Source organism: Burkholderia sp. 22088 (assembly GCF_052045915.1).
Classification (GTDB): Bacteria; Pseudomonadota; Gammaproteobacteria; order Burkholderiales; family Burkholderiaceae; genus Burkholderia; species Burkholderia cepacia.
Window position 1 is genome coordinate 1 of record NZ_JBQEPY010000026.1, and the last position, 22,531, is coordinate 22,531.

20 protein-coding genes are annotated in these 22,531 nt (G+C 68.3%); 18 read left to right on the forward strand and 2 right to left on the reverse strand.

Annotation, left to right across the window (positions count from 1 at the left end; translation table 11 throughout):
• Nucleotides 1-325: 325 nt before the first annotated feature.
• Together ACTJLD_RS37015 and ACTJLD_RS37020 are read left to right on the forward strand one after the other, a co-directional pair.
• Entirely contained in the window at nucleotides 326-1,921 is a 1,596-nt protein-coding gene (locus ACTJLD_RS37015; RefSeq protein WP_440661225.1) for an ABC transporter substrate-binding protein, read from the forward strand.
• A 199-nt stretch (nucleotides 1,922-2,120) separates the two neighbouring features.
• Nucleotides 2,121-3,761, forward strand: a complete 1,641-nt coding sequence (locus ACTJLD_RS37020) for an ABC-F family ATP-binding cassette domain-containing protein (RefSeq protein ID WP_091925946.1) — start codon at nucleotides 2,121-2,123, stop codon at nucleotides 3,759-3,761.
• A 16-nt stretch (nucleotides 3,762-3,777) separates the two neighbouring features.
• Here the strand turns inward: ACTJLD_RS37020 and ACTJLD_RS37025 are convergent, their stop codons facing one another.
• Nucleotides 3,778-4,857, reverse strand: a complete 1,080-nt coding sequence (locus tag ACTJLD_RS37025) for an MBL fold metallo-hydrolase (protein ID WP_440661231.1) — start codon at nucleotides 4,855-4,857, stop codon at nucleotides 3,778-3,780.
• Nucleotides 4,858-5,162: 305 nt separating this feature from the next.
• Between ACTJLD_RS37025 and aceK the strand changes: the two genes are divergently transcribed.
• From aceK to bioB, 9 genes are all read left to right on the forward strand, one after another.
• A complete protein-coding gene (gene aceK / locus ACTJLD_RS37030; RefSeq protein WP_027789001.1) occupies nucleotides 5,163-6,980 on the forward strand; it encodes a bifunctional isocitrate dehydrogenase kinase/phosphatase in 1,818 nt (605 codons plus the stop codon).
• Nucleotides 6,981-7,048: 68 nt separating this feature from the next.
• Complete coding sequence (gene can / locus ACTJLD_RS37035; RefSeq protein WP_059695311.1) at nucleotides 7,049-7,819, forward strand: carbonate dehydratase; 771 nt, start codon at nucleotides 7,049-7,051, stop codon at nucleotides 7,817-7,819.
• Nucleotides 7,820-7,921: 102 nt separating this feature from the next.
• Nucleotides 7,922-8,599, forward strand: a complete 678-nt coding sequence (locus tag ACTJLD_RS37040) for an SDR family oxidoreductase (protein WP_027788999.1) — start codon at nucleotides 7,922-7,924, stop codon at nucleotides 8,597-8,599.
• 48 nt (nucleotides 8,600-8,647) lie between these two features.
• Nucleotides 8,648-9,085, forward strand: coding sequence for a YchJ family protein (locus tag ACTJLD_RS37045; RefSeq protein WP_440661233.1), 438 nt, complete (start codon nucleotides 8,648-8,650; stop codon nucleotides 9,083-9,085).
• Between the two features lie 107 nt (nucleotides 9,086-9,192).
• Entirely contained in the window at nucleotides 9,193-10,470 is a 1,278-nt protein-coding gene (locus ACTJLD_RS37050) for a dienelactone hydrolase family protein (RefSeq protein ID WP_060082784.1), read from the forward strand.
• Between the two features lie 485 nt (nucleotides 10,471-10,955).
• Nucleotides 10,956-12,302 (forward strand): adenosylmethionine--8-amino-7-oxononanoate transaminase, encoded by a 1,347-nt coding sequence (gene bioA / locus ACTJLD_RS37055; protein ID WP_440661235.1) that lies wholly within the window; start codon nucleotides 10,956-10,958, stop codon nucleotides 12,300-12,302.
• A complete protein-coding gene (gene bioF / locus ACTJLD_RS37060; RefSeq protein ID WP_440661237.1) occupies nucleotides 12,299-13,525 on the forward strand; it encodes an 8-amino-7-oxononanoate synthase in 1,227 nt (408 codons plus the stop codon). The genes bioA and bioF overlap by 4 nt, the downstream gene beginning before the upstream one ends.
• Nucleotides 13,522-14,241: a dethiobiotin synthase gene (gene bioD / locus ACTJLD_RS37065; protein WP_027788995.1), complete on the forward strand. Its 720-nt coding sequence runs from the start codon at nucleotides 13,522-13,524 to the stop codon at nucleotides 14,239-14,241. The genes bioF and bioD overlap by 4 nt, the downstream gene beginning before the upstream one ends.
• A 55-nt stretch (nucleotides 14,242-14,296) precedes the next feature.
• Nucleotides 14,297-15,319 (forward strand): biotin synthase BioB, encoded by a 1,023-nt coding sequence (bioB, locus tag ACTJLD_RS37070; protein ID WP_021157406.1) that lies wholly within the window; start codon nucleotides 14,297-14,299, stop codon nucleotides 15,317-15,319.
• A 78-nt stretch (nucleotides 15,320-15,397) separates the two neighbouring features.
• Here the strand turns inward: bioB and ACTJLD_RS37075 are convergent, their stop codons facing one another.
• A complete protein-coding gene (locus tag ACTJLD_RS37075) occupies nucleotides 15,398-16,315 on the reverse strand; it encodes a LysR family transcriptional regulator (RefSeq protein ID WP_027788994.1) in 918 nt (305 codons plus the stop codon).
• A gap of 71 nt (nucleotides 16,316-16,386) precedes the next feature.
• Here ACTJLD_RS37075 and ACTJLD_RS37080 point away from each other — a divergent pair, with 71 nt between their 5' ends.
• From ACTJLD_RS37080 to ACTJLD_RS37110, 7 genes are all read left to right on the forward strand, one after another.
• The gene (locus ACTJLD_RS37080; RefSeq protein ID WP_143066267.1) at nucleotides 16,387-16,578 is read left to right on the forward strand and encodes a hypothetical protein; all 192 of its coding nucleotides are present in this window, start codon (nucleotides 16,387-16,389) and stop codon (nucleotides 16,576-16,578) included.
• Nucleotides 16,575-17,357: a 5-oxoprolinase subunit PxpA gene (locus ACTJLD_RS37085; protein WP_027788993.1), complete on the forward strand. Its 783-nt coding sequence runs from the start codon at nucleotides 16,575-16,577 to the stop codon at nucleotides 17,355-17,357. The genes ACTJLD_RS37080 and ACTJLD_RS37085 overlap by 4 nt, the downstream gene beginning before the upstream one ends.
• A 16-nt stretch (nucleotides 17,358-17,373) precedes the next feature.
• Nucleotides 17,374-17,616: an acetyl-CoA carboxylase gene (locus ACTJLD_RS37090; RefSeq protein ID WP_021157410.1), complete on the forward strand. Its 243-nt coding sequence runs from the start codon at nucleotides 17,374-17,376 to the stop codon at nucleotides 17,614-17,616.
• A gap of 4 nt (nucleotides 17,617-17,620) precedes the next feature.
• A complete protein-coding gene (locus ACTJLD_RS37095) occupies nucleotides 17,621-19,084 on the forward strand; it encodes an acetyl-CoA carboxylase biotin carboxylase subunit (protein ID WP_175810687.1) in 1,464 nt (487 codons plus the stop codon).
• Nucleotides 19,081-19,956: a 5-oxoprolinase subunit B family protein gene (locus ACTJLD_RS37100; protein ID WP_027788991.1), complete on the forward strand. Its 876-nt coding sequence runs from the start codon at nucleotides 19,081-19,083 to the stop codon at nucleotides 19,954-19,956. Before ACTJLD_RS37095 ends, ACTJLD_RS37100 begins: the two co-directional genes overlap by 4 nt.
• Nucleotides 19,946-20,941: a biotin-dependent carboxyltransferase family protein gene (locus tag ACTJLD_RS37105; protein ID WP_440661241.1), complete on the forward strand. Its 996-nt coding sequence runs from the start codon at nucleotides 19,946-19,948 to the stop codon at nucleotides 20,939-20,941. The genes ACTJLD_RS37100 and ACTJLD_RS37105 overlap by 11 nt, the downstream gene beginning before the upstream one ends.
• A gap of 216 nt (nucleotides 20,942-21,157) precedes the next feature.
• On the forward strand, nucleotides 21,158-22,513 hold the full coding sequence (locus ACTJLD_RS37110; protein ID WP_027788990.1) for a purine-cytosine permease family protein: 1,356 nt from the start codon (nucleotides 21,158-21,160) through the stop codon (nucleotides 22,511-22,513).
• Nucleotides 22,514-22,531 lie beyond the last annotated feature (18 nt).

The following is a 22,531-nucleotide window of genomic DNA, read 5'->3' on the forward strand; positions in this document are numbered from 1 at the left end:
TCTGCGCCTCTCCGTCTCCCCGCACCGACGCCTAACGGCTTCGACACTTCGAATCGCGGGGGCCAGCCCGCAACGCTTCCGCACCGTCCTCGCCGTGCCGCTCCCCGGCCTCCCCGGCGCCTGCGCTCCACCGCTCGCCGCCCCAACACCCGTTCCGTCGCGAACGCAGCCGTTTTTCGGTCAATTCACCGCGTTCAGGCGCCTTTTTCCACGCGTCGCGCGCTTTGACGGTATGCTATTCGCCAGCCGCGCCGGCCCTGCCCGCTTCCGGGCCGCGCCCGCATCCCGTCACCCAGCAAAAAACACAAGCCACGTGGGAGATCCTATGCAGGTCAAGCTGTTCGCCGCGGCCGCACTCGCCGCCGCCCTCGCCGCCCCCGGCCTCGCCGCCGCCAAGCCGCTCACCGTCTGCACGGAATCGAGCCCGGACGGCTTCGACGTCGTGCAGTACAACTCGCTCGTCACGACCAACGCGTCGGCCGACGTGATCTTCAACACGCTCGTGTCGTACGACGAAGCCGCGAAGAAGGTCGTGCCCGCGCTCGCCGACAAATGGGAGGCGAGCGCCGACGGCCTCACGTACACGTTCCACCTGCGCCCGAACGTCGCGTTCCAGACCACCGACTATTTCAAGCCGGGCCGCGCGCTGAACGCGGACGACGTCGTGTTCACGTTCTCGCGGATGCTCGACGATTCGAACCCGTGGCACAAGGTGGCCGGCGCGAGCGGCTTCCCGCACGCGCAGTCGATGGGCCTCGTGAAGCTCGTGAAATCGGTCACGAAGGTCGACGACAGCACCGTGAAGTTCGTGCTGAACGAACCGAACGCGACGTTCGTGCCGATCCTGACGATGGGCTTCGCGTCGATCTACTCGGCCGAATACGCGGATCAGTTGCTGAAGGCCGGCAAGCAGGCCGACCTGAACGCGAAGCCGGTCGGCACCGGCCCGTTCGTGCTGAAGAGCTATACGAAGGACGCGCTGATCCGTTACGACGCGAACCCGAAGTACTGGGGCACGAAGCCGAAGGTCGACCGGCTGATCTACGCGATCACGCCCGACCCGTCGGTGCGCCTGCAGAAAGTGAAGGCCGGCGAATGCCAGATCGCGCTGTCGCCGAAGCCGCAGGACGTGCTCGCCGCGAAGGGCGACAACGCGCTGAAGGTCGTGCAGACGCCCGCGTTCATGACCGCGTTCGTCGCGCTGAACACGCAGAAGAAGCCGCTCGACAACGACAAGGTGCGTGAAGCGCTGAACCTCGCGTTCGACCGCGCGACCTACCTGAAGGTCGTGTTCGACAACACCGCGACGGCCGCGAACAACCCGTATCCGCCGAATACGTGGAGCTACGCGAAGGACGTCGCGCCGTATGCGTACGATCCCGCGAAGGCGAAGCAGCTGCTCGCGCAGGCCGGCTTCCCGAACGGCTTCTCGACGACGATCTGGACGCGCCCGACCGGCAGCGTGCTGAACCCGAACCCGAAGGTCGGCGCGGAGCTGCTGCAGGCCGACCTCGCGAAGATCGGCGTGAAGGCCGAGGTCAAGGTGATCGAATGGGGTGAACTGATCAAGCAGGCGAAGCTCGGCCAGCATGACATGCTGTTCATGGGCTGGGCCGGCGACAACGGCGATCCGGACAACTACCTGTCGCCGCTGTTCAGCTGCAACGCGGTGAAGTCGGGCATCAACTTCGCACGTTTCTGCGACGCGCAGCTCGACAAGCTGATCGCCGACGGCAAGTCGACCGCCGACCAGGCCAGGCGCGCGAAGCTGTACGAAGCCGCGCAGAAGATCATCCACGACCAGGCACTGTGGATTCCGCTCGGCTACCCGACCGCGGCCGCGCTCACGCGCACGAGCGTGAGCGGCTACCACGTGAGCCCGTTCGGGCGGCAGAACTTCACGACGGTCGCCGTGCAGTAACGCGCCCCTCGCGCGTGGCACGCAAGCGACGGTGCGTCGGGCCGTCGCTTGCGGCCCGCGCGCCGCGCTTGCTACACTGCGCGCTCATTCCTCATACCGGACGCCAGCCAAAGTGAACAACTAAGCCTTCCCGAAATGTTTTCGCCGCCGTGCCACGCACGCCGCGCGCGAAGGTCTTCACGCATTTTCGGAGGTGCTTATGGCTGCTGCCACGCCCACCGGCGCGCTCGTCGCGCTTCATCACGTTTCCTTCCGCTTCGACGACGGCGTCACGCTGTTCGATTCGCTCGACCTTTCCATCGACCGCACGCCGACCGGCATCGTCGGCCGCAACGGCGTCGGCAAGAGCCAGCTCGCGCAACTGATCGCGGGCCGCTGCGCGCCGAGCACGGGGACGATCGACCGGTCGACGCAGGTCGCCTACGTCGCGCAGCAGCACGACGATGCCGCCGCCGGCCCGCGAACCGTCGCGCAGCTCGCCGCGCTCGATGCGCCGCTCGGCGCACTCGCGCGCCTCGCCGATGGCCGCGCGGAGCCGCACGACTTCGACCGGGTCGGCGATCGCTGGGATCTCGCGGAGCGGCTGCGCACCGCGCTCGACGCGGCCGGCCTGCACGACGTGCGCGCCGACACGCCCGCGCAGGCGCTCAGCGGCGGGCAGCGCGCACGCGTCGCGCTGATCGGCGCATTGCTGTCCGGTGCCGGCCTGCTCGTGCTCGACGAACCGACCAACCACCTCGACGCGCCGGGCCGCGCGTGGCTGCGCGCGGCACTCGACGGCTGGTGCGGCGGCCTCGTCATCGTGAGCCACGACCGTGCGCTGCTCGCCGACGTGCAGCGCATCGTCGAGCTGACGCCACAAGGCGCGCGCTCGTACGGCGGCAACTACGCGTTCTACCGCGCGCAACGCGACGCGGATCAGGATGCCGCGCAAGCGGCGCTCGACAACGCGCGTGCCGAGCGCGGACGCGCGAGGCGCAGGCTCGAACAGGAACACGACACGATCCAGCGCCACGCGGCCGCGTCGCTGCGCGATGCGAAGACGGCCAACCTGTCGTCGGGCGCGAAACAAAGCCGCAAGGGCGCGGCGCGCAACATCATGGGGCAGGTCCGGCGCCACCAGAACGACTTCAAGGCGACGCTCGACGAACGCGTGCAGCAGGCGGCCGCGCGCGTCGAAGCCGATGCGCCCGTGCTGGTGTCGCTGCCGGGCACCGAGGTCAGCGCACGCCGCCAGCTGTTCACGCTCGAACGCGCGCGACTGCCGTGGGGCATCGCCGGCGCCGCCGATGGGGTCACGTGGTCGGCGAGCGGCCCCGTGCGCATCGCGCTGACGGGCCCCAACGGCTGTGGGAAATCGACACTGCTGCGGATGCTCGCGGGCGAGCTCGCGCCGTGCTCGGGCACCTGCACGACGCACGTGAGCGCCGCGTATCTCGACCAGCGGCTCGCGCTGCTCGATCCGGAGCGCTCGATCGTCGAACAACTTGGGCTGCTCGATACGCCGCTCGCCGAAGGCGAACTGCGCAGCCGGCTCGCGCTGCTGCAGCTCGATGCGGCGCGCGCGACGCAGCCGGCGCGTCAGCTGAGCGGCGGCGAACGGCTGAAGGCCGCGCTCGCATGCGCGTTGTGGCGCGGCACGCCCGCGCAACTGCTGCTGCTCGACGAGCCGACCAACCACCTCGATCTCGAATCGGTGCGCGCGATCGAGGCCGCACTGGCCGGCTTCCCCGGTGCGATCGTGGTCGCCTCGCACGACACCGCGTTTCTCGCGGCGCTCGACCCGACGCACACGATGCAATGGCATCGCGACGAGTGGCGCTACGAACCCGTCGCATGAGGAGAACGAAGCGGTGTCAGCCGGCGCTGCGGAACCGCAGCACGCCGTCGTCGCCCTGCTCGCGCACGAGCTCGCCCGCGAGCCACAGCAGGTTCAGGTGCGCGAGCGCCTCGCCGAGCGCGAACGTCATCTGGTGGATGTCGAGTTCACGGCGGCGGAACATGATCGGCACGATGTCGGCCGCGCTCATCGGCTTTTCCGCGCACGCGACGCGCACTTCGGCCAGGCGCGCGTCATGGTGTTCGCGCAGTTGCGCGATGCGCGTGCGCACGCCGCGGAACGGCTTGCCGTGCGACGGCAGCACCAGCGTATCGGGCGCCATCGTCTCGTAACGGCCGAGCGACTGCAGGTACAGCGCGAGCGGATTCGCCTCCGGTTCGAGGTCGAACACGGACACGTTCGTCGAGATGCGCGGCAGCACCATGTCGCCGGAGATCAGCACGCCGTCCGCTTCGCTATGCAGCGCGCAATGTTCAGGCGAATGGCCGAAGCCGGTCACGACGCGCCAGGTGCGCGCGCCGATCGTCACCGCATCGCCTTCACGCAGGCGCCGGTAGCGCGGCGGCACGGCCGGCACGAGATCCGAGTAGTAGTTGCGACGGTTGCGCAGCTTGTCGAGCGCGGCCGGATCGGTGAGCCCGTGGCGCGCGAAATGATCGGCGGCCGCCGCGCCGCCCGCGTTCGAGCCGTTGCCGGCCGCCATCAGGCAGCCGAACATGTACTCGCCGAGCGTCATCCACAGCCGCACATTCCAGCGGCCCTTGTCGCCGCCTTCGCACAGCCAGTTCGCGAGGCCGAAGTGATCGGGGTGGCAGTGCGTGACGAGCACCCGCAGCACGGGCAGGCCGTCGAGATGCGTGTCGAAGATCTGCTCCCAGTGCGTGCGGATCGCATCCGACGAGATCCCGCAATCGACGATCGTCCAGCCGGCCTGCCCGTCGATCTCGTCGCGCAGCAGCCAGAGGTTGATGTGATCGAGCGAGAACGGCAGCGGCATGCGCAGCCAGCGCACGCCGGGCGCGACCTCGAACGTGTCGCCCGCGGCGGGCAGCGTGTCGGCGAAGGGGTAGTCGAGTTGGTGTTCCAGTGCGTTCATCGGTGGGGCGTCTCGTCGTTATCGGTGCGAATGCGCGCCGGCGGCAGGCCGCGGCGGGCGTCGCGTCGATTCTATCGCCGTCGCGCTCGACGCGTGCCCGGTGGCCGCCGCCCCGTCAAAAAAAGTTCGTGCCAGAATCGGTTCCGTACCCGTATCTTTACGCGAAGATGCACCGAACGGCACGCAACGGCGAACAACGCGCCGATTGAAGGCCGTGGGCGCGTCACCCCGAAAGTCATTGAAACGCCGACTTGGGCGCTAAAATGGCGAGTGCTTACAGCCCCTCCCGAACGAGCCTGCACGCAATGAATCACTTCCCCAAACTGCTGTCTTCGCAGATCGGTTTCGACGTCGCGCAGACGATGCTCGAAAACTTCGACCGCCACTACCGGATCTTCCGCGACGCGGCCGTCGAAGCGAAGACGCTGTTCGAGCACGGCGACTGGCACGGGCTGCAGCGGCTTGCGCGGGAGCGGATCACGTCGTACGACGATCGCGTGAAGGAATGCGTCGAGGTGCTGGAAGACGAATACGACGCGGAAAACATCGACGACGAAGTGTGGCAGCAGATCAAGCTGCACTATATCGGCCTGCTTACGTCGCACCGCCAGCCCGAGTGCGCGGAGACATTTTTCAATTCGGTGTGCTGCAAGATCCTGCACCGCTCGTACTTCAGCAACGATTTCATCTTCGTGCGCCCGGCGATCTCGACCGAGTATCTCGAGAACGACGAGCCGGCCGCGAAGCCGACCTACCGCGCGTACTATCCGGGCACCGACGGGCTCGCGGCCACCCTCGAGCGCATCGTCACGAACTTCCAGCTCGAGCCGGCGTTCGACGATCTCCCGCGCGACATCGGCTGCGTGATGCAGGCGATCCACGACGAATTCGGCCACTTCGACGAAGCGCCGAATTTCCAGATCCACGTGCTGTCGTCGCTGTTCTTCCGCAACAAGAGCGCGTACATCGTCGGCCGCATCATCAACGCCGACCGCGTGCTGCCGTTCGCGGTGCCGATCCGCCACGTGCGTCCGGGCGTGCTCTCGCTCGACACCGTGCTGCTGCGCCGCGACCAGCTGATGATCATCTTCGGCTTCTCGCACTCGTATTTCCTCGTCGACATGGGCGTGCCGTCCGCGTACGTCGACTTCCTGTGCACGATCATGCCCGGCAAGCCGAAGGCGGAGATCTACACGTCGGTCGGCCTGCAGAAGCAGGGCAAGAACCTGTTCTACCGCGACCTGCTGCACCACCTGTCGCATTCGAGCGACCGCTTCATCATCGCGCCCGGGATCAAGGGCCTCGTGATGCTCGTGTTCACGCTGCCGTCGTTCCCGTACGTGTTCAAGATCATCAAGGATCACTTCCCGCCGCCGAAGGAAACGACGCGTGCGCAGATCATGGAGAAATACCAGCTCGTGAAGCGCCACGACCGCCTCGGGCGGATGGCCGATACGCTCGAGTATTCGAGCGTCGCGCTGCCGCTCGCGCGGCTCGACCACGCGCTCGTGCGCGAGCTGGAAAAGGAAGTGCCGTCGCTGCTCGAATACGAGGACGACAACCTCGTGATCAAGCACCTGTACATCGAGCGCCGGATGACGCCGCTGAACCTGTACCTGCAGAACGGCAGCGATACCGACATCGAGCACGGCGTGAAGGAGTACGGCAACGCGGTGAAGGAGCTGATGAAGGCGAACATCTTCCCCGGCGACATGCTGTACAAGAACTTCGGCGTCACGCGCCACGGCCGCGTCGTGTTCTACGACTACGACGAGATCGAGTACCTGACCGACTGCAACGTGCGCCGCGTGCCGCCGCCGCGCAACGAGGAAGACGAGCTGTCCGGCGAACCGTGGTATACCGTCGGCCCGCACGACATCTTTCCGGAGACCTACGGGCCGTTCCTGCTCGGCGACCCGCGCGTGCGCGACGTCTTCATGAAGCATCACGCGGACTTTTTCGATCCCGCGCTGTGGCAGGCCAGCAAGGACAAGCTGCTGCAGGGTGAATTGCCCGATTTTTATCCCTACGACGCATCGCTGCGCTTCAGCGTGCGCTACCCCGAGCGCTTCGGCGCGACGGACCAGAACGACGGCGAAGGCGACGCGCAGCGCGCCGCCTGACGCCGGTTACACCGAACCCGATACCGATACCGATACCGACCCGATTTCCGTCAACGGAAGCCACACCGATGAACACCCAAGACAATCCGCTTTCTCACCTGTTCGACAACAACGAAGCGTGGGTCAAACGCAAGCTCGAAGACGATCCGCAGTTCTTCGCGCGTCTCGCCGACCAGCAGGCGCCGGAATACCTGTGGATCGGCTGCTCGGATTCGCGCGTGCCCGCGAACCAGATCATCGGCCTGCCGCCGGGCGAAGTGTTCGTCCATCGCAACATCGCGAACGTGGTCGTGCACAGCGACCTGAACTGCCTGTCGGTGATCCAGTTCGCGGTCGACATCCTGCGCGTGAAGCACATCATGGTCGTCGGCCACTACGGCTGCTCGGGCGTGAATGCCGCGCTGCTCAACCGCCGCGTCGGCCTCGCGGACAACTGGCTGCATCACGTGCAGGACGTGCGCGAGCGTCACGCGGCGCTGCTCGAGGACTGGCCGGTCGGCGAAGCGCGCTATCGCCGCCTGATCGAGCTGAACGCGATCGAGCAGGTCGTCAACGTATGCCGCACGACGATCGTCAACGACGCGTGGGCCCGCGGCCAGTCGCTCACCGTGCACGGGCTCGTGTACGGCGTGCACGACGGCCGGATGCGCAACCTCGGGATGGCCGTGTCGAACTTCGACGCGCTCGACGAGACCTACAAGCGCTGCGTGGCCGCGCTCACCGCCGGCGGCAACCATGCGCCGGACAACGACATGATCGCGGCGGACGCCGCGCGGCGGCTCGAAGGCGTCGCGCAGGCGGTCGCCGACACGCTGAAGCCGTGCGACGACGCGAAGTAACGCGCAAGCCGCCGGGCGGCCGTTGCCACGCGGCCGCGCCCCGCATCGAACGGATCTGACACCGGTACCGCCAGGGCGGCGCCAAGCAAAGGAGCGACGGGCATGAAAACCGCATTGATCGTCGGTGCATCGCGCGGCCTCGGCCGCGAATTCGTCCGGCAATACCGGCGCGACGGCTGGAACGTGATCGCCACCGCGCGCGACGATGCCTCGCTCGACGCGCTGCGCGCGCTCGGCGCGCAGGCACATGCGCTCGACATCACGCAGCCCGAGCAGATCGCGGCGCTCGGCTGGAAGCTCGACGGCGAGCGGCTTGATGCGGCCGTGCTGGTGTCGGGCGTCTACGGGCCGCGCACCGAGGGCGTCGAGACGATCACCGCCGAGGATTTCGACGCGGTGATGCATACGAACGTGCGCGGGCCGATGCAGCTGCTGCCGATCCTGCTGCCGCTCGTCGAGGACGCACGCGGCGTGCTCGCCGTCGTGTCGAGCCGGATGGGCAGCATCGCCGAGGCGACCGGCACGACCGGCTGGCTGTACCGCGCGAGCAAGGCCGCGCTGAACGACGTGCTGCGCATCGCGTCGCTGCAGACGCGCCACGCCGCGTGCATCTCGCTCCATCCCGGCTGGGTGCGCACCGACATGGGCGGCGCGCAGGCCGCGATCGATCCGGAAACCAGCGTGACCGGCATGCGCCGCGTGATCGCCGAATCCGGCGCGGACGTGTCGCAGGCAAACGGCCGTTTCTTCCAGTACGACGGCATCGAGCTGAGCTGGTAGTCAGCCGGTAGTCAGCCGACAACCAGACGTCGTTAATTCCCGTTTCGCATGATTTTGAACCGACCTGACGCGTGCCCGTGCGGCGGCGCGTCCCCCGCTCCCGCCGGCAAAGCGCTGGCGCCCCGCTATGCGGCCTGCTGCGGCCGCTTCATCGACGGCGGCGAAGCCGCGCCGAGCGCACTCGAGTTGATGCGTTCGCGGTACAGCGCGTACGTGCTCGGCGCGACCGACTACCTGCGCGCGACGTGGGCCGCGCGCACCTGCCCGCCCGATCTCGACACCGACCCCGAAGCGCCCGACGCGCCGCGCTGGCTCGGCCTCGCGGTCAAGCGCCACGCGCCGCTCGACGAACGGCACGCGGAGGTCGAATTCGTGGCCCGCTACAAGATCGGCGGACGCGCTTACCGGCTCCACGAGACGAGCCGTTTCGAGCGCGACGAGCACGGTTTCTGGCGTTACGTCGACGGCGAAGTAAGTGAACGTTGACAAATAGTTGCTGTGTCAGACGCCGGGTAATTCCCGCATTGCACAACCTGAATTTGTCGGGCTAGGATGGCCCTCAGATCAGTCATGTTGCATGGCAGGGCTTACGAATGGCGTTCAGCAAGGTATTGGTGGGATGGATGGCGGCCTGCGCGCTGTCGGCCGCTCAGGCCGGTACGCTGCCGAACGTCAATACGGGGACGGGCGCCGGCGCCAGCGGGTCGCTCGCCCATGCCGAACGCTTCGACTACGGCGATTCGAACCTGCCGCAGGTCGCCGCCGACCTGAACGAACAGATCCTCCGCATTCCGGCCGACGCATCGGGCGCCGTCACGCTCGAGGCAACGCTCTTCAAGCCGAACGGCCCCGGCCCGTTCCCGCTCGTCGTCTTCAACCACGGCAAGAACACCGGCGATCTCCATCTGCAGCCGCGCAGCCGGCCGCTCGCGTTCGCGCGCGAATTCGTGCGCCGCGGCTACGCGGTGATCGCGCCGAACCGCCAGGGCTTCGCGGGCTCGGACGGCACGTACCAGCAGGAAGGCTGCAACGTCGGCAAGAACGGCCTCGCGCAGGCGGCCGACGTCGACGCGACGGTGCGCTACATGTCGCGCCAGCCATACGTCGATGCATCGCGCATCGTCGTCGCCGGCACGTCGCACGGCGGCCTCGTATCGGTCGCGTACGGCACCGAAGCCGCACCGGGCGTGCGCGGCATCATCAACTTCTCCGGCGGGCTGCGCCAGGACCTCTGCGACGGCTGGCAGCGCAACCTCGTCGACGCGTTCGACCAGTACGGCGCGCACACGGCCGTGCGGTCGCTGTGGCTGTACGGCGACAACGATTCGGTGTGGACGCCCGGGCTCGTCGCGCAGATGCACGACGCATACGTATCGCACGGCACGCAGGCCCAGTTCATCGATTTCGGCCGCTACAAGGACGACGCGCACCGGCTGATCGTCGATCGCGACGGCGTGCCCGTGTGGTGGCCGGCCGTCAACGCGTTCCTCGCGCAGCTGAACCTGCCGACCTCGGTGCGCTACGCGGTCGCGAACCCGCACGAGCCGAAAGCCACCGGCTACGCGTCGATCGACGCGGTCAACGCGGTGCCGTACGTCGACGAAGCCGGCCGTGAAGGCTATCGCCGCTTCCTGAACCAGCATCCGAGCCGCGCGTTCGCGGTGTCGTCGGAAGGCGCATGGTCGTGGGCCGAAGGCGGCGACGACCCGATGGCGCTCGCGCTCGACAACTGCGCGAAGCAGGGCGCAGGCGCGTGCCGGCTGTATGCGGTCAACGACCGGGTCGTGTGGAACACGAACACGCAGACGGCCGACAACGGCGACGCCAATACGACACGCGATATCGATACGCGCGCGCTGGCTTCGCGCTGACGGGGGGCGGCCTTCGCTGCCCCGTTTCGTTTTTCCTTTCCCCCGTTTTTCATCGCTTCGCGCACGCGCTGCATGCCGCGTTTGCGTCGGATGCCGCGTCCGCCGTTCGCATCGTTTGCCGGCCCGAGCGCGCCCCTCGTCACCGCGTTCAGTCATTCGCCTTCCGGCCACGTTGGGGCCACAACACCCACCCGATTCATCCCTTCGCTCCCCGATTTCTCCTCCTGCCTCACCGCCCGTCCCCCGATTTTTTTCAGTTGGGGGGTCTCACTCGAACGTCGTCATCTGCGGTCATTTCCGGACTTCTGAACCGTACCGTCCCGAGCCGCTCCGATCTGCGCCGAACTCCCGCCCAGCAAGGCTCCGCGGCCTTTGTAACCGGTAGTGCAACCCGTCGCGGAACACGCTAATCTCAGCGCGTTTCGCTGTCCCGCCGCGCGGCATCCCGTCGATGCCGCGCGGCCGTTTTATCCCCCGGAGCCGCCTTGAGTACGCCAGCCACCGACGACTGGGTCGCGCGCAGCCTGCGCGCGGTCTGGCATCCCTGCACCCAGATGAAGCACCACGAGCGCCTGCCGCTCATCCCCGTCGCGCGTGGCGCGGGCGTATGGCTGTACGACCGTGACGGCCGCCGCTATTTCGACGCGATCAGCTCGTGGTGGGTCAACCTGTTCGGCCATGCGAACCCCGACATCAACGCGGCGCTGAAGGACCAGCTCGACACGCTCGAGCACGCGATGCTCGCCGGCTGCACGCACGAGCCCGCGATCGAGCTCGCGGAGCGGCTGCACGCGCTCACCGCGCGCACGCTCGGCCATGCGTTCTTCGCGTCGGACGGCGCGTCGGCCGTCGAGATCGCGCTGAAGATGAGCTTCCACGCGTGGCGCAACCGCGGCCGCGCGAACAAGCAGGAATTCGTCTGCGTGGCGAACAGCTATCACGGCGAAACGATCGGCGCGCTCGGCGTGACCGACGTCGCGCTGTTCAAGGACGCGTACGATCCGCTGATCCGCCATGCGCACGTCGTCGCGTCGCCCGACGCGCGCGGCGCGCTGCCGGGCGAAACGGCCGCCGACGTCGCAGGCCGCGCGCTCGCGGACGTGCGGCGCCTGTTCGTCGAGCGCGGCGACCGGATCGCCGCGCTGATCGTCGAGCCGCTCGTGCAGTGCGCGGCCGGCATGGCGATGCACGATCCGTCGTACGTGCGCGGGCTGCGCGCGCTGTGCGACGAATTCGGCGTGCACCTGATCGCCGACGAGATCGCAGTCGGCTGCGGCCGCACCGGCACCTTCTTCGCGTGCGAGCAGGCCGGCGTCTGGCCCGATTTCCTGTGCCTGTCGAAAGGCATCAGCGGCGGCTACCTGCCGCTGTCGCTCGTGCTCACGCGCGACGACGTGTTCGCCGCGTTCTACGACGACGACACGACGCGCGGCTTCCTGCACTCGCATTCGTACACGGGCAACCCGCTTGCGTGCCGCGCGGCGGTCGCGACGCTCGACCTCTTCGCACGCAACGACGTGCTCGCGGCGAACGCGCGCAAGTCGGCCACGCTGCGTGCCGCGCTCGCGCCGCTCGACGCACATCCGCAGGTACGCCACCTGCGCGAGCGCGGCACGCTGTTCGCGTTCGACGTCGCGCTCGACGGCGATGCGGCGCGCGGCTTCTCGCGACGCTTCTTCGAACGCGCGCTGGAACGCGAGCTGCTGCTGCGCCCGATCGGCACGACCGTGTACCTGATGCCGCCGTACGTAATGAGCGACGACGACATCGCGTGGCTCGCGCAACGCACGCGCGACACGCTCGACGCCACGCTCGCGGAGATCGCACGATGACGCACCCGCTGCTCGACACGCTGCAACGCGGCCTCGCCGATCTCGACGCCCAGGGGCTGCGCCGCGTGCGCCGCACCGCCGACACCGCGTGCGACGCGCGCATGACCGTCGACGGCCGCGAGATCGTCGGCTTCGCCAGCAACGACTATCTCGGCCTCGCCGCGCATCCGGCGCTCGTCGCCGCGTTCGCCGAAGGCGCGCAGCGCTACGGCGCCGGCAGCGGCGGCTCGCACCTGCTCGGCGGCCATTCGCGCGCGCACGCGACGCTCGAAGAGGAACTCGCGGCCTTCTCGGGCGGCTTCTCCGACGCGCCGCGCGCGCTGTACTTCAGCACCGGCTACATGGCGAACCTCGCCGCGATGACGGCGCTCACCGGCAAGCGCGCCACCGTCTTCTCCGACGCGCTGAACCACGCGTCGCTGATCGACGGCATGCGGCTGTCGCGCGCGAACGTACAGGTCTATCCGCACGCGGACACGGCCGCGCTCGCCGCGCTGCTCGACGTATCGGATGCCGAAACGAAGCTGATCGTCAGCGACACCGTGTTCAGCATGGACGGCGACATCGCGCCGCTCGCCGAACTCGTCGCGCTGGCCGAGCGCCATGGTGCATGGCTCGTCGTCGACGACGCACACGGCTTCGGCGTGCTCGGCCCGCAGGGCCGCGGCGCGCTCGCGGCCGCCGCGCTGCGTTCGCCGCATCTCGTGTACGTCGGCACGCTCGGCAAGGCCGCCGGCGTCGCGGGCGCATTCGTGATCGCGCACGAGACGGTAATCGAATGGATGATCCAGCGCGCGCGCAGCTACATCTTCACGACCGCCGCGCCGCCGGCCGTCGCGCACGCGGTATCGGCGAGCCTGAAGGTGATCGCGGGCGACGAAGGCGATGCGCGGCGCGCGCATCTCGCCGCGCTGATCGAACGCACGCGCGCGCTGCTGCGCAATACGCGCTGGGAGCCGGTCGATTCGCACACGGCCGTGCAGCCGCTCGTGATCGGCAGCAACGACGCGACGCTCGCGGCGATGCGCGCGCTCGACGCGCACGGCCTGTGGGTGCCCGCGATCCGGCCGCCGACGGTGCCCGTCGGCACGTCGCGGCTGCGCGTGTCGCTGTCGGCCGCGCATTCGTTCGACGATCTCGCGCGGCTCGAAGCCGCGCTGGTCGAAGCCAGCGAGGGAGCCGCCGCCTCCGCTGACGCGGCCCCGCGGGAGGTCGCGGCATGACCGCCCCGCTCTCGCTTTTCGTCACGGGCACCGACACCGAAATCGGCAAGACCTTCGTGTCGGCCGCGATGCTGCACGGCTTCGCACGGCACGGCCTGCGTGCCGCCGCGCTGAAACCCGTCGCGGCCGGCGCATATGAACGCGACGGCGTGTGGCGCAACGAGGATGCCGACCAGCTCGACGCGGCCGCGAACGTCGTGCTGCCGCCCGAGCTGCGCACGCCGTTCCTGCTGAAGGCACCGGCCGCGCCGCATATCGTCGCCGCGCGGGAAGGCGTGACGCTCGACATCGACACGATCGTCGCGTGCCATCGCGAAGCGCTGACGCGCGCGGATATCGTCGTCGTCGAAGGCGCCGGCGGCTTCCGCGTGCCGATGAACGACACGCAGGACATGGCCGATCTCGCGGTCGCGCTCGGCGTGCCGGTCGTGCTCGTCGTCGGCGTGCGGCTCGGCTGCATCAGCCATGCGCTGCTCACCGCCGACGCGATTCGCCAACGCGGCCTCAAGCTCGCCGGCTGGGTCGCGAACCACGTCGACCCGGCGATGTCGTTCCCCGACGAGAACGTCGCGACGATGCGCGACTGGCTCGCCCGCGAGCACGGCGCGCCGCTGCTCGGCCGCATTCCGCACATGAGCCCGGCCGCCCCCGAATCCGCCGCGGCGATGCTCGACATCGCCGCGCTCGTCGATACGCTGCGCGCCGCGCGGCATTGACCCGACAGAAACAGATCCCCCGATCCCTCATCCCCGACCAGGACAGGAAAACGATATGACCCAAGCCCAGACCGCCGCCACCGTGCAACCCGACGCGATTCCCGTGGCCGCTCCGGCCTCGCAACGCTGGCGCGTCGCCGACGTCGTCGCGCTGTTCGAGCTGCCGTTCAACGACCTGATCTTCCGCGCGCAGCAGGTGCACCGCGAGCACTTCGACGCGAACGCGGTGCAACTGTCGACGCTGCTGTCGATCAAGACGGGCGGCTGCGAGGAAGATTGCGGCTACTGCTCGCAGTCGTCGCACCACGACACGGGCCTGAAGGCCGAGAAGCTGATGGACGTCGACGCGGTGCTGGATGCCGCCCGCGCGGCGAAGGCGAACGGCGCGAGCCGCTTCTGCATGGGCGCCGCGTGGCGCAACCCGAAGGAGCGCCACATGCCGGCGCTGACCGAGATGGTGCGCGGCGTGAAGGAACTCGGCCTCGAGACCTGCATGACGCTCGGCATGCTGGAAGACGAACAGGCGCAGGAACTCGCGAATGCGGGCCTCGACTACTACAACCACAACCTCGACACGTCGCCGGAGTTCTACGGCCAGGTGATCTCGACGCGCACCTACCAGGATCGCCTCGACACGCTCGACCGCGTGCGCGACGCCGGCATCAACGTGTGCTGCGGCGGCATCATCGGGATGGGCGAATCGCGCCGCGAACGCGCGGGCCTGATCTCGCAGCTCGCGAACCTGAACCCGTATCCGGATTCGGTGCCGATCAACAACCTCGTCGCGATCGAAGGCACGCCGCTCGAAGGCACCGCGCCGCTCGACCCGTTCGAATTCGTGCGCACGATCGCGGTCGCGCGGATCACGATGCCGAAGGCCGTCGTGCGCCTGTCGGCCGGCCGCGAACAGCTCGACGACGGGCTGCAGGCGATGTGCTTCCTCGCCGGCGCGAACTCGATGTTCTACGGCGACCAGCTGCTGACGACGAGCAACCCGCAGTCGCAGAAGGATCGCGCGCTGTTCGAGCGCCTCGGCATCCGCGCGAGCGACGCGGACGCGATGTCGGCGAACGCGTAAGCGGAGCGGCCGTCGGGCCGGATCTGCAAACGGAAAAGCCGGGGGATGCCCCGGCTTTTCCGTATCCGGCCCCGTCGTTCAGGCCGCGCCGCCGAGCGCGCGCGGCTCCATGAACGTGTGCCGGAAATAATCGCGCACCGCGTGCATCGCGGGGCTCAACTCGATGTCCTTGCGCCAAGCAAGACCGACGCTCATCGGCGGCACCGCATCGCGCAGCACGATCGTCTCGATGCGCCGCCCTTCGAGCGACCACGGCCGATACACCATGTCGGACAGGATCGCGACGCCGCTGCCGTTCGCGACCATGCTGCGGACCGCCTCGACCGACGACGTGCGCAGGATCACGTTCGGCCGGTACGGCGTCTCGTTCCAGTAACGCAGCGCCGTCTGCCCCGCCTCGTCGACCGTCAGCATCACGAACGGCTCGCGCGCGACTTCCGCGAACGTGACGCTCTCGTGCCTGAGCAGCGGATGATGCGCGCCGACCCACAGCCGCCGCACCGAGTGAATCACCGGCTCCAGCACGAGCGCCGGATTCGACACGTTCGACGTGAGCAGCACGGCCATGTCGTAGCGGCCCGCGATCAGCCCTTCCTCGATCGACTCGCGGTTCAGCTCGTGCAGGTGGATCGTCAGCCGCGGATACAGCGTGTTCAGGCGCAGCACGTGGTGCGGCAGGAAATAGCCGAGCACCGTGTAGCTCGCGGCGATCGCGAGCGTGCCGGCCAGTGTGCTTTCGAGGTTCGGAATCCGCATCGCCTCGTCAACCGACGACAGGATCGTGTACGCGTGATTCAGGAAGCGCCGCCCCGTGTCGGTGAGCGTCACACCCGACGGCGTGCGCAGGAACAGTTGCGTGCCGAGGCTGTCCTCCAGTTCCCTGATCGCGCTCGTCACGGCCGACTGCGAAATCGTGAGCTGGATCGCGGCCTGCGAGATCTGGCCGAGCTCGGCGGTCGCGACGAAATACTTGAGCTGTCTGAGGGTCAGGGCCATGGTCGATGAGAAAACAGATGGGCACGCGACAAACATCATAACAACCGTGCCGTGCCCATGAACCAGACCTCGTGGAAACCCTGCCGTTCCTGCTGCGGCGGCACCTGGCAGCCGTTTTCCACGGTATCGAAAAAATCGATACGGTCGCATATAAAAATAGAACTTTTTTGACGCCCCCCACGCGGCTAACCTGCGTTCAACACGGTTTCGGCATGCGCCACGACGCACGCGAACCGGAGAACCAGGAGGAGCACATCGTATGAGGAAGCACAGCGTCGACCTGAACTCCGACATGGGAGAAGGCTTTGGCCCGTGGACGATCGGCGACGGCGTCGACGAGCAGATCATGCCGCTGATCAGCTCGGCAAACATCGCCACCGGTTTTCACGCCGGCGATCCGAACATCATGGCGCGCACGGTACAGCTCGCGCGCGACGCCGGCGTCGGCATCGGCGCGCACCCGGGCTTTCGCGATCTCGTCGGCTTCGGCCGCCGCACGATCGCCGAAACGCCGCAGGCGCTCGTCAACGACATCCTGTACCAGCTCGGCGCACTGCGCGAGTTCGCGCGCCTGAACGGCGTCAGCCTGCAGCACGTGAAGCCGCACGGCGCGCTCTACATGCATGCGGCAGGCAACGAAGCGTTCTCGCGGATGCTGATCGAAACGCTGCAACGCGTCGATCCGGGCCTGTGGCTGTACTGCATGGAGGCGTCGGTCACGTACCGCGTCGCCGTCGAGTACGGGCAGCCGGTCGTCCGTGAGTTCTACGCAGATCGCGACTACGACCGCAGCGGCTCGATCGTGTTCACGCGCCGCGTCGGCCGCCTCGATCCGCGCCAGGTCGCCGACAAGGTGCTGCGCGCGTGCATCGACGGCAAGGTGCGGACGATCGATGGCGACGACATCGACATCGATTTCGATTCGGTCTGCATCCACAGCGACACGCCGGGCGCGCTCGACCTCGTGCGCGAAACGCGCCACGCGCTGATCCGCGAAGGCATCCGGACCGCCGGGCCGCAACCGCTCGCCGCCCATCACTGATTCAAGGAGACACACGATGGCATTGCACGATATCGTCAGCCCGCTGCCGGGCACCTTCTACCGGCGTCCGTCGCCCGATGCGGACTACTACGTCGCGGTCGATGCGACGGTCGCCGCCGGCGCGGTGGTCGGCCTCGTCGAGGTGATGAAGCAGTTCACCGAGATCGAAACCGATGCGGCAGGGCGCGTTGTCGAACTGCTCGTCGAGGACGGCGAGCCAGTCGACGCGGGCCAGGTGCTGATGCGGATCGAGGGGTGATGCGATGAATCCGGCAACCTCCTCCAGCGCGTTCTACCGGCCGTCGCGCATCCGCACAGTGCTGGTCGCGAACCGCGGCGAGATCGCGGTGCGCGTGATCCGTGCCGCGCGCGAGCTAGGCATGCGTGCGGTCGCCGTGGTCAGCGACGCGGACCGCGACAGCCTCGCCGCGCGCATGGCCGACGAAGCCGTCCACATCGGCTCGTCACACGCGGCGAAGAGCTACCTGAATCCCGCCGCGATCCTCGACGCCGCGCGGCAGTGCGGCGCGGACGCGATCCATCCCGGCTACGGCTTCCTGTCCGAAAATGCCGCCTTCGCCGCGCGGGTCGAGGCGGCCGGCCTGATCTTCGTCGGCCCGGACTCGCAGGTGATCGCCACGATGGGCGACAAGGCCCGCGCACGCGAAACCGCGCGGCGCGCCAACGTGCCGACCGTGCCCGGCAGCGACGGCGTCGTGCAGTCGCTCGACGAGGCGCGGGACGTCGCCGCGCGCATCGGCTACCCGATCATGATCAAGGCGGCCGCCGGCGGCGGCGGGCGCGGCATCCGCGTCGCGCATGACGCCGCGCAGCTCGACGCCGAGCTGCCGCTCGCGCAGCGCGAGGCGCAGGCGGCGTTCGGCGACGGCGGCGTGTACCTCGAACGCTTCATCGCGCGGGCGCGCCACATCGAGGTGCAGGTGCTCGGCGACGGCCGTCACGTCGTCCACCTGTTCGAGCGCGAATGCTCGCTGCAGCGGCGGCGCCAGAAAATCCTCGAGGAAGCGCCGTCGCCTTCGCTCACGCCCGCGCAGCGCGACGCACTGTGCGCGTCGGCCACGCGGCTCGCGCAGGCGGTCGGCTATCGCAGCGCGGGCACGCTTGAATACCTGTTCGATGACGCGCGCGGCGAGTTCTACTTCATCGAGATGAACACGCGCATCCAGGTCGAGCATCCGGTGACCGAGGCGATCACCGGCATCGATCTCGTGCGCGAGACGCTGCGCATCGCCGACGGCGAGCCGCTGCGCTTCGCGCAGCAGGACATCGCGATGCGCGGCGCGGCGCTCGAATGCCGGATCAACGCGGAAGATCCGTTGCAGGATTTCCGCCCGAGCCCCGGCCGGATCGACACACTGGTGTGGCCGACCGGCCCCGGCGTGCGCGTCGATTCGCTGCTCTATCCGGGCTACGTCGTGCCGCCGTTCTACGATTCGCTGCTCGCGAAGCTGATCGTGCACGACGAGAGCCGTGCGGCCGCGCTGCAGCGCCTGGCCCGCGCGCTGGGCGAGCTGCACGTCGGCGGCCTGAAGACGACCGCGCCGCTGCACGTCGCGCTGCTCGCCGACGACGACGTACGCGCCGGGCACTATCACACGAATTTCCTCGAAGCGTGGATGCCGCAATGGCGTGAGGCCGCAACAGCCGCCACGCAGCAACACGCAGCCGAACATGCAGACGCCGTGCGCGTCGGGGAGGCGATGTGACGACCCGTTATACCTTCGGCGGCGACGAATTCGTGTTCGTCGAAATCAGCGAATCGATGTCGCTCGACGCATTCTTCAAGGGCACGGCGATCACGCGCGAACTGCAGCGCCGCGCGGTGCCGGGCATCACCGAGATCTGTCCGGCGAATGCGTCCTACCAGGTGCGCTACGACCCGGACGTGATCGAGCCCGATGCGCTTGTCGCGCTGTTGAAGACGATCGAGGCCGAAGTCGGCGACGCGCCACTCGAACTCGATACGCGCATCGTCGAGGTGCCGGTGCTGTACAACGACCCATGGACGCACGAGACGCTGATGCGGTTTCGCGAACGCCACCAGGATCCGTCGTCGACCGATCTCGAATACGCGGCGCGCATCAACGGCAAGCGCGACGTCGATGCCTTCATCGCCGCGCACTCGGGGTCGCCATGGTTCGTGTCGATGGTCGGCTTCGTCGCGGGCCTGCCGTTCATGTACCAGATGGTCGAGCGCGAACGCCAGCTCGAAGTGCCGAAATACCTGCGGCCGCGCACCGACACGCCGAAGCTCACCGTGGGCCACGGCGGCTGTTTCGGCTGCATCTACTCGGTACGCGGCGCGGGCGGCTACCAGATGTTCGGCGTGACGCCGGCGCCGATCTTCGACCCCGCGCAGCGGCTCGACTACCTGCGCGAGTTCATGGTGTTCTTCCGGCCCGGCGACATCGTGAAATTCCAGCCGATCGATCGCGTGACCTACGACGCCGCGGTGGCCGACGTCGAGGCCGGCACCTTTTCCCTGCGCGTGCGCCCGGTGAAATTCTCGCTCGACGCATTCCTGCGCGATCCCGATGCGTACAACCGCTCTCTCGTCGAGGTGCTGCATGCAAGCTGACGCGCACAACCTGATCGAGGTCGTGAAACCCGGCCTCGCGACGTCGGTCCAGGACATGGGCCGGCAAGGCTACTACCACGTCGGCATCCCGCCGTCGGGCTCGCTCGACCAGTACGCATCGCGCGCGGCGAATCTGCTGGTCGGCAATCCCGAAGAAGCCGCCGTACTCGAATGCACGCTGCTCGGCCCCGAGCTGCGGTTCCATACGGATGCGCTGATCGCCGTCACCGGCGCCGAGATGACGCCGAAGATCGACGGCATCGGCCAGCGCTGCAACGTCGCGCTGCGGATCGGCGCAGGCAGCGTGCTGTCGTTCAATTACGTGAAGGCGGGCGCACGCGCGTATCTCGCCGTCGCGGGCGGCATCGACGTGCCGGTCGTGCTCGGCAGCCGCTCGACTTACGCGCTCGGCGCGATCGGCGGCCACGCGGGCCGGCGCCTGCAGAAAGGCGACCGGTTGCCGCTGGGCGCCCCCGTCGGCACACATCGCGAAGGGCGCGAGCTGCCGGCGGCCGTGAGCCGGCCGCTCGACAACCAGGTCGAGCTGCGGGTCCTGACGGGCCTGTACCACTACCGGCTCACCGACGATTCGGCGCACACCTTCTTCGACGACGAATGGACGGTCGCGCCCGAAGCCGATCGCATCGGCTATCGCTACAAGAACGGCCGCGCGCTGCAGTTCCGGCCGCGCGAGCAGCCATTCGGCGCGGGCGCCGATCCGTCGAACATCGTCGACGCGTGCTACCCGATCGGCTCGATCCAGGTGCCGGCCGGGCTCGAGCCGATCATCCTGCACCGCGACGCGGTGTCGGGCGGCGGTTACGCGACGATCGGCACGGTCATCAGCGCCGACATGGACCTGATCGGCCAGATGCAGCCCAACCACCGCGCGCGCTTCGTGCGCGTGACGATGGCCGACGCGCTCGCCGCGCGCCGCGAGTACCAGCGGCGCCTCGCGCTGCTGCGCGCCGTGCTGCGGGACTGAGCACCGGGCGCCCGGTTCGCGTGCCGGGCGCCGTTCGTCGCCGCCCCCTTTTCGCTGTCCGTCTTCCGCCCGCCCGGCCGAGCGCCGCGCGGCGGGGACGCCTGCGCGCTGTTCCTGCCGAACCGGTTGCCCGCCCGACGTCGGGGCAACCCTGCGGATCGCCTGTGCCGCGGCCGAGACGTCGTTCGCAACTTCTGCGCATCAAGGAGCACGATCATGGCCAACCTGGCTCAGGCCCGTACCGACGAGGATCTCGACCTGTCGACGCTCGCCGTCCCCGACCACGCGCGCATGCCGCCCTTCTCGCTGACGATGGCGTGGTGGGCCGTGTGCAGCGCGGTGTTCTACATCGTCGTGGGCGCCACGCTCGCGCTCACCTATGGCGCGCGCAACGCGCTGATCGGGATGGCGCTGTCGGTCGTGTCGTACGGCCTCGTCAACACGATCATCAGCCGCTATGCGATCCGCACGGGACTCTCGGTCGCGCTGTTCTCGCGCGTGCTGTTCGGCAGCGCCGGCGCGGCGCTCGCGACACTGATCTTCTTCGCGACCGCGATCTACTACGCGGTGTTCGAGGGCTCGGTGATTGCGGTTGCCGCGCACCACCAGTTTCCGGCGCTCGACTACAAATGGGCCGCGCTGCTCGTCGTCTGCTACAGCGTGCCGCTCGTGTTCGGCAGCGTGCAGCACTGGCTCGACAAGTTCAACGGCGTGCTGCTGCCGTTCTACCTGCTCGGGCTCCTCGCGGCGGTCGGGCTCGCGACGGCCGAATACGGCTACAACGCGGCGTGGCTCGATTTCGGGCCGGCCGGCAACGCGCCTGCCGGCGGCTGGTGGCACTGCTTCGTTTACTACATGGGCGTGTGGGTGCTGATGATGTTCACGTTCGACTACGCGCGCTTCGGCCGCAAGGAAGACGCGGGTTATCACGGCCGCTTCAACTTCGGGATGCCGTTTTACCTCGTCACGTTTCTCGTCAACGGCGCGGCCGGCATCTATCTCGTCAGCACGATTCCGGGGCTCGGTACGCTTTCCGAAGTATCGGTCGTGCTCGCGCTGCTGAAGCTGATGGGGGTGTGGGGATTGCTGTTCGTGTGGGTCACGCAATCCCGCATCAACACCGCGAACTACTACCTCGCGACCGTCAACATGCAGGCGTTCTTCCTGAAGGTGGCCGGCGTGCGCGCGCCGAAGTTCGTGTGGGCACTCGTGGTCGGCGCGGTCGTCTATGCGCTGATGATGGCGGACATCTTCTCGCGAATCCTGCAGGCGCTCGCGTACCAGGGCATCTTCGTCGTCGCGTGGGTCGGCGTCGCGCTCGCGCACATCCTGTCCGGCCGGTACGGGCAACTCGTCGGCGACGACGTCGAATGCCGCGACGCCCATGTGCCGACCTTCAATCCGGGCGGGCTGACCGCATGGTTCGCCGGCGCGTTCACGGGACTCGCGCTAAACCAGGCGACGGGGTTCGCCGCGTCGCTGTCGGCGCCCGCGACGTTCGTCGTGTCGTGGGCCGTCTATCGCGCGCTGCTGGGCACCGCGAAACGTACCTGGTTCGTGCGCAATACGTGACGGGGTACGCGTGCCGCC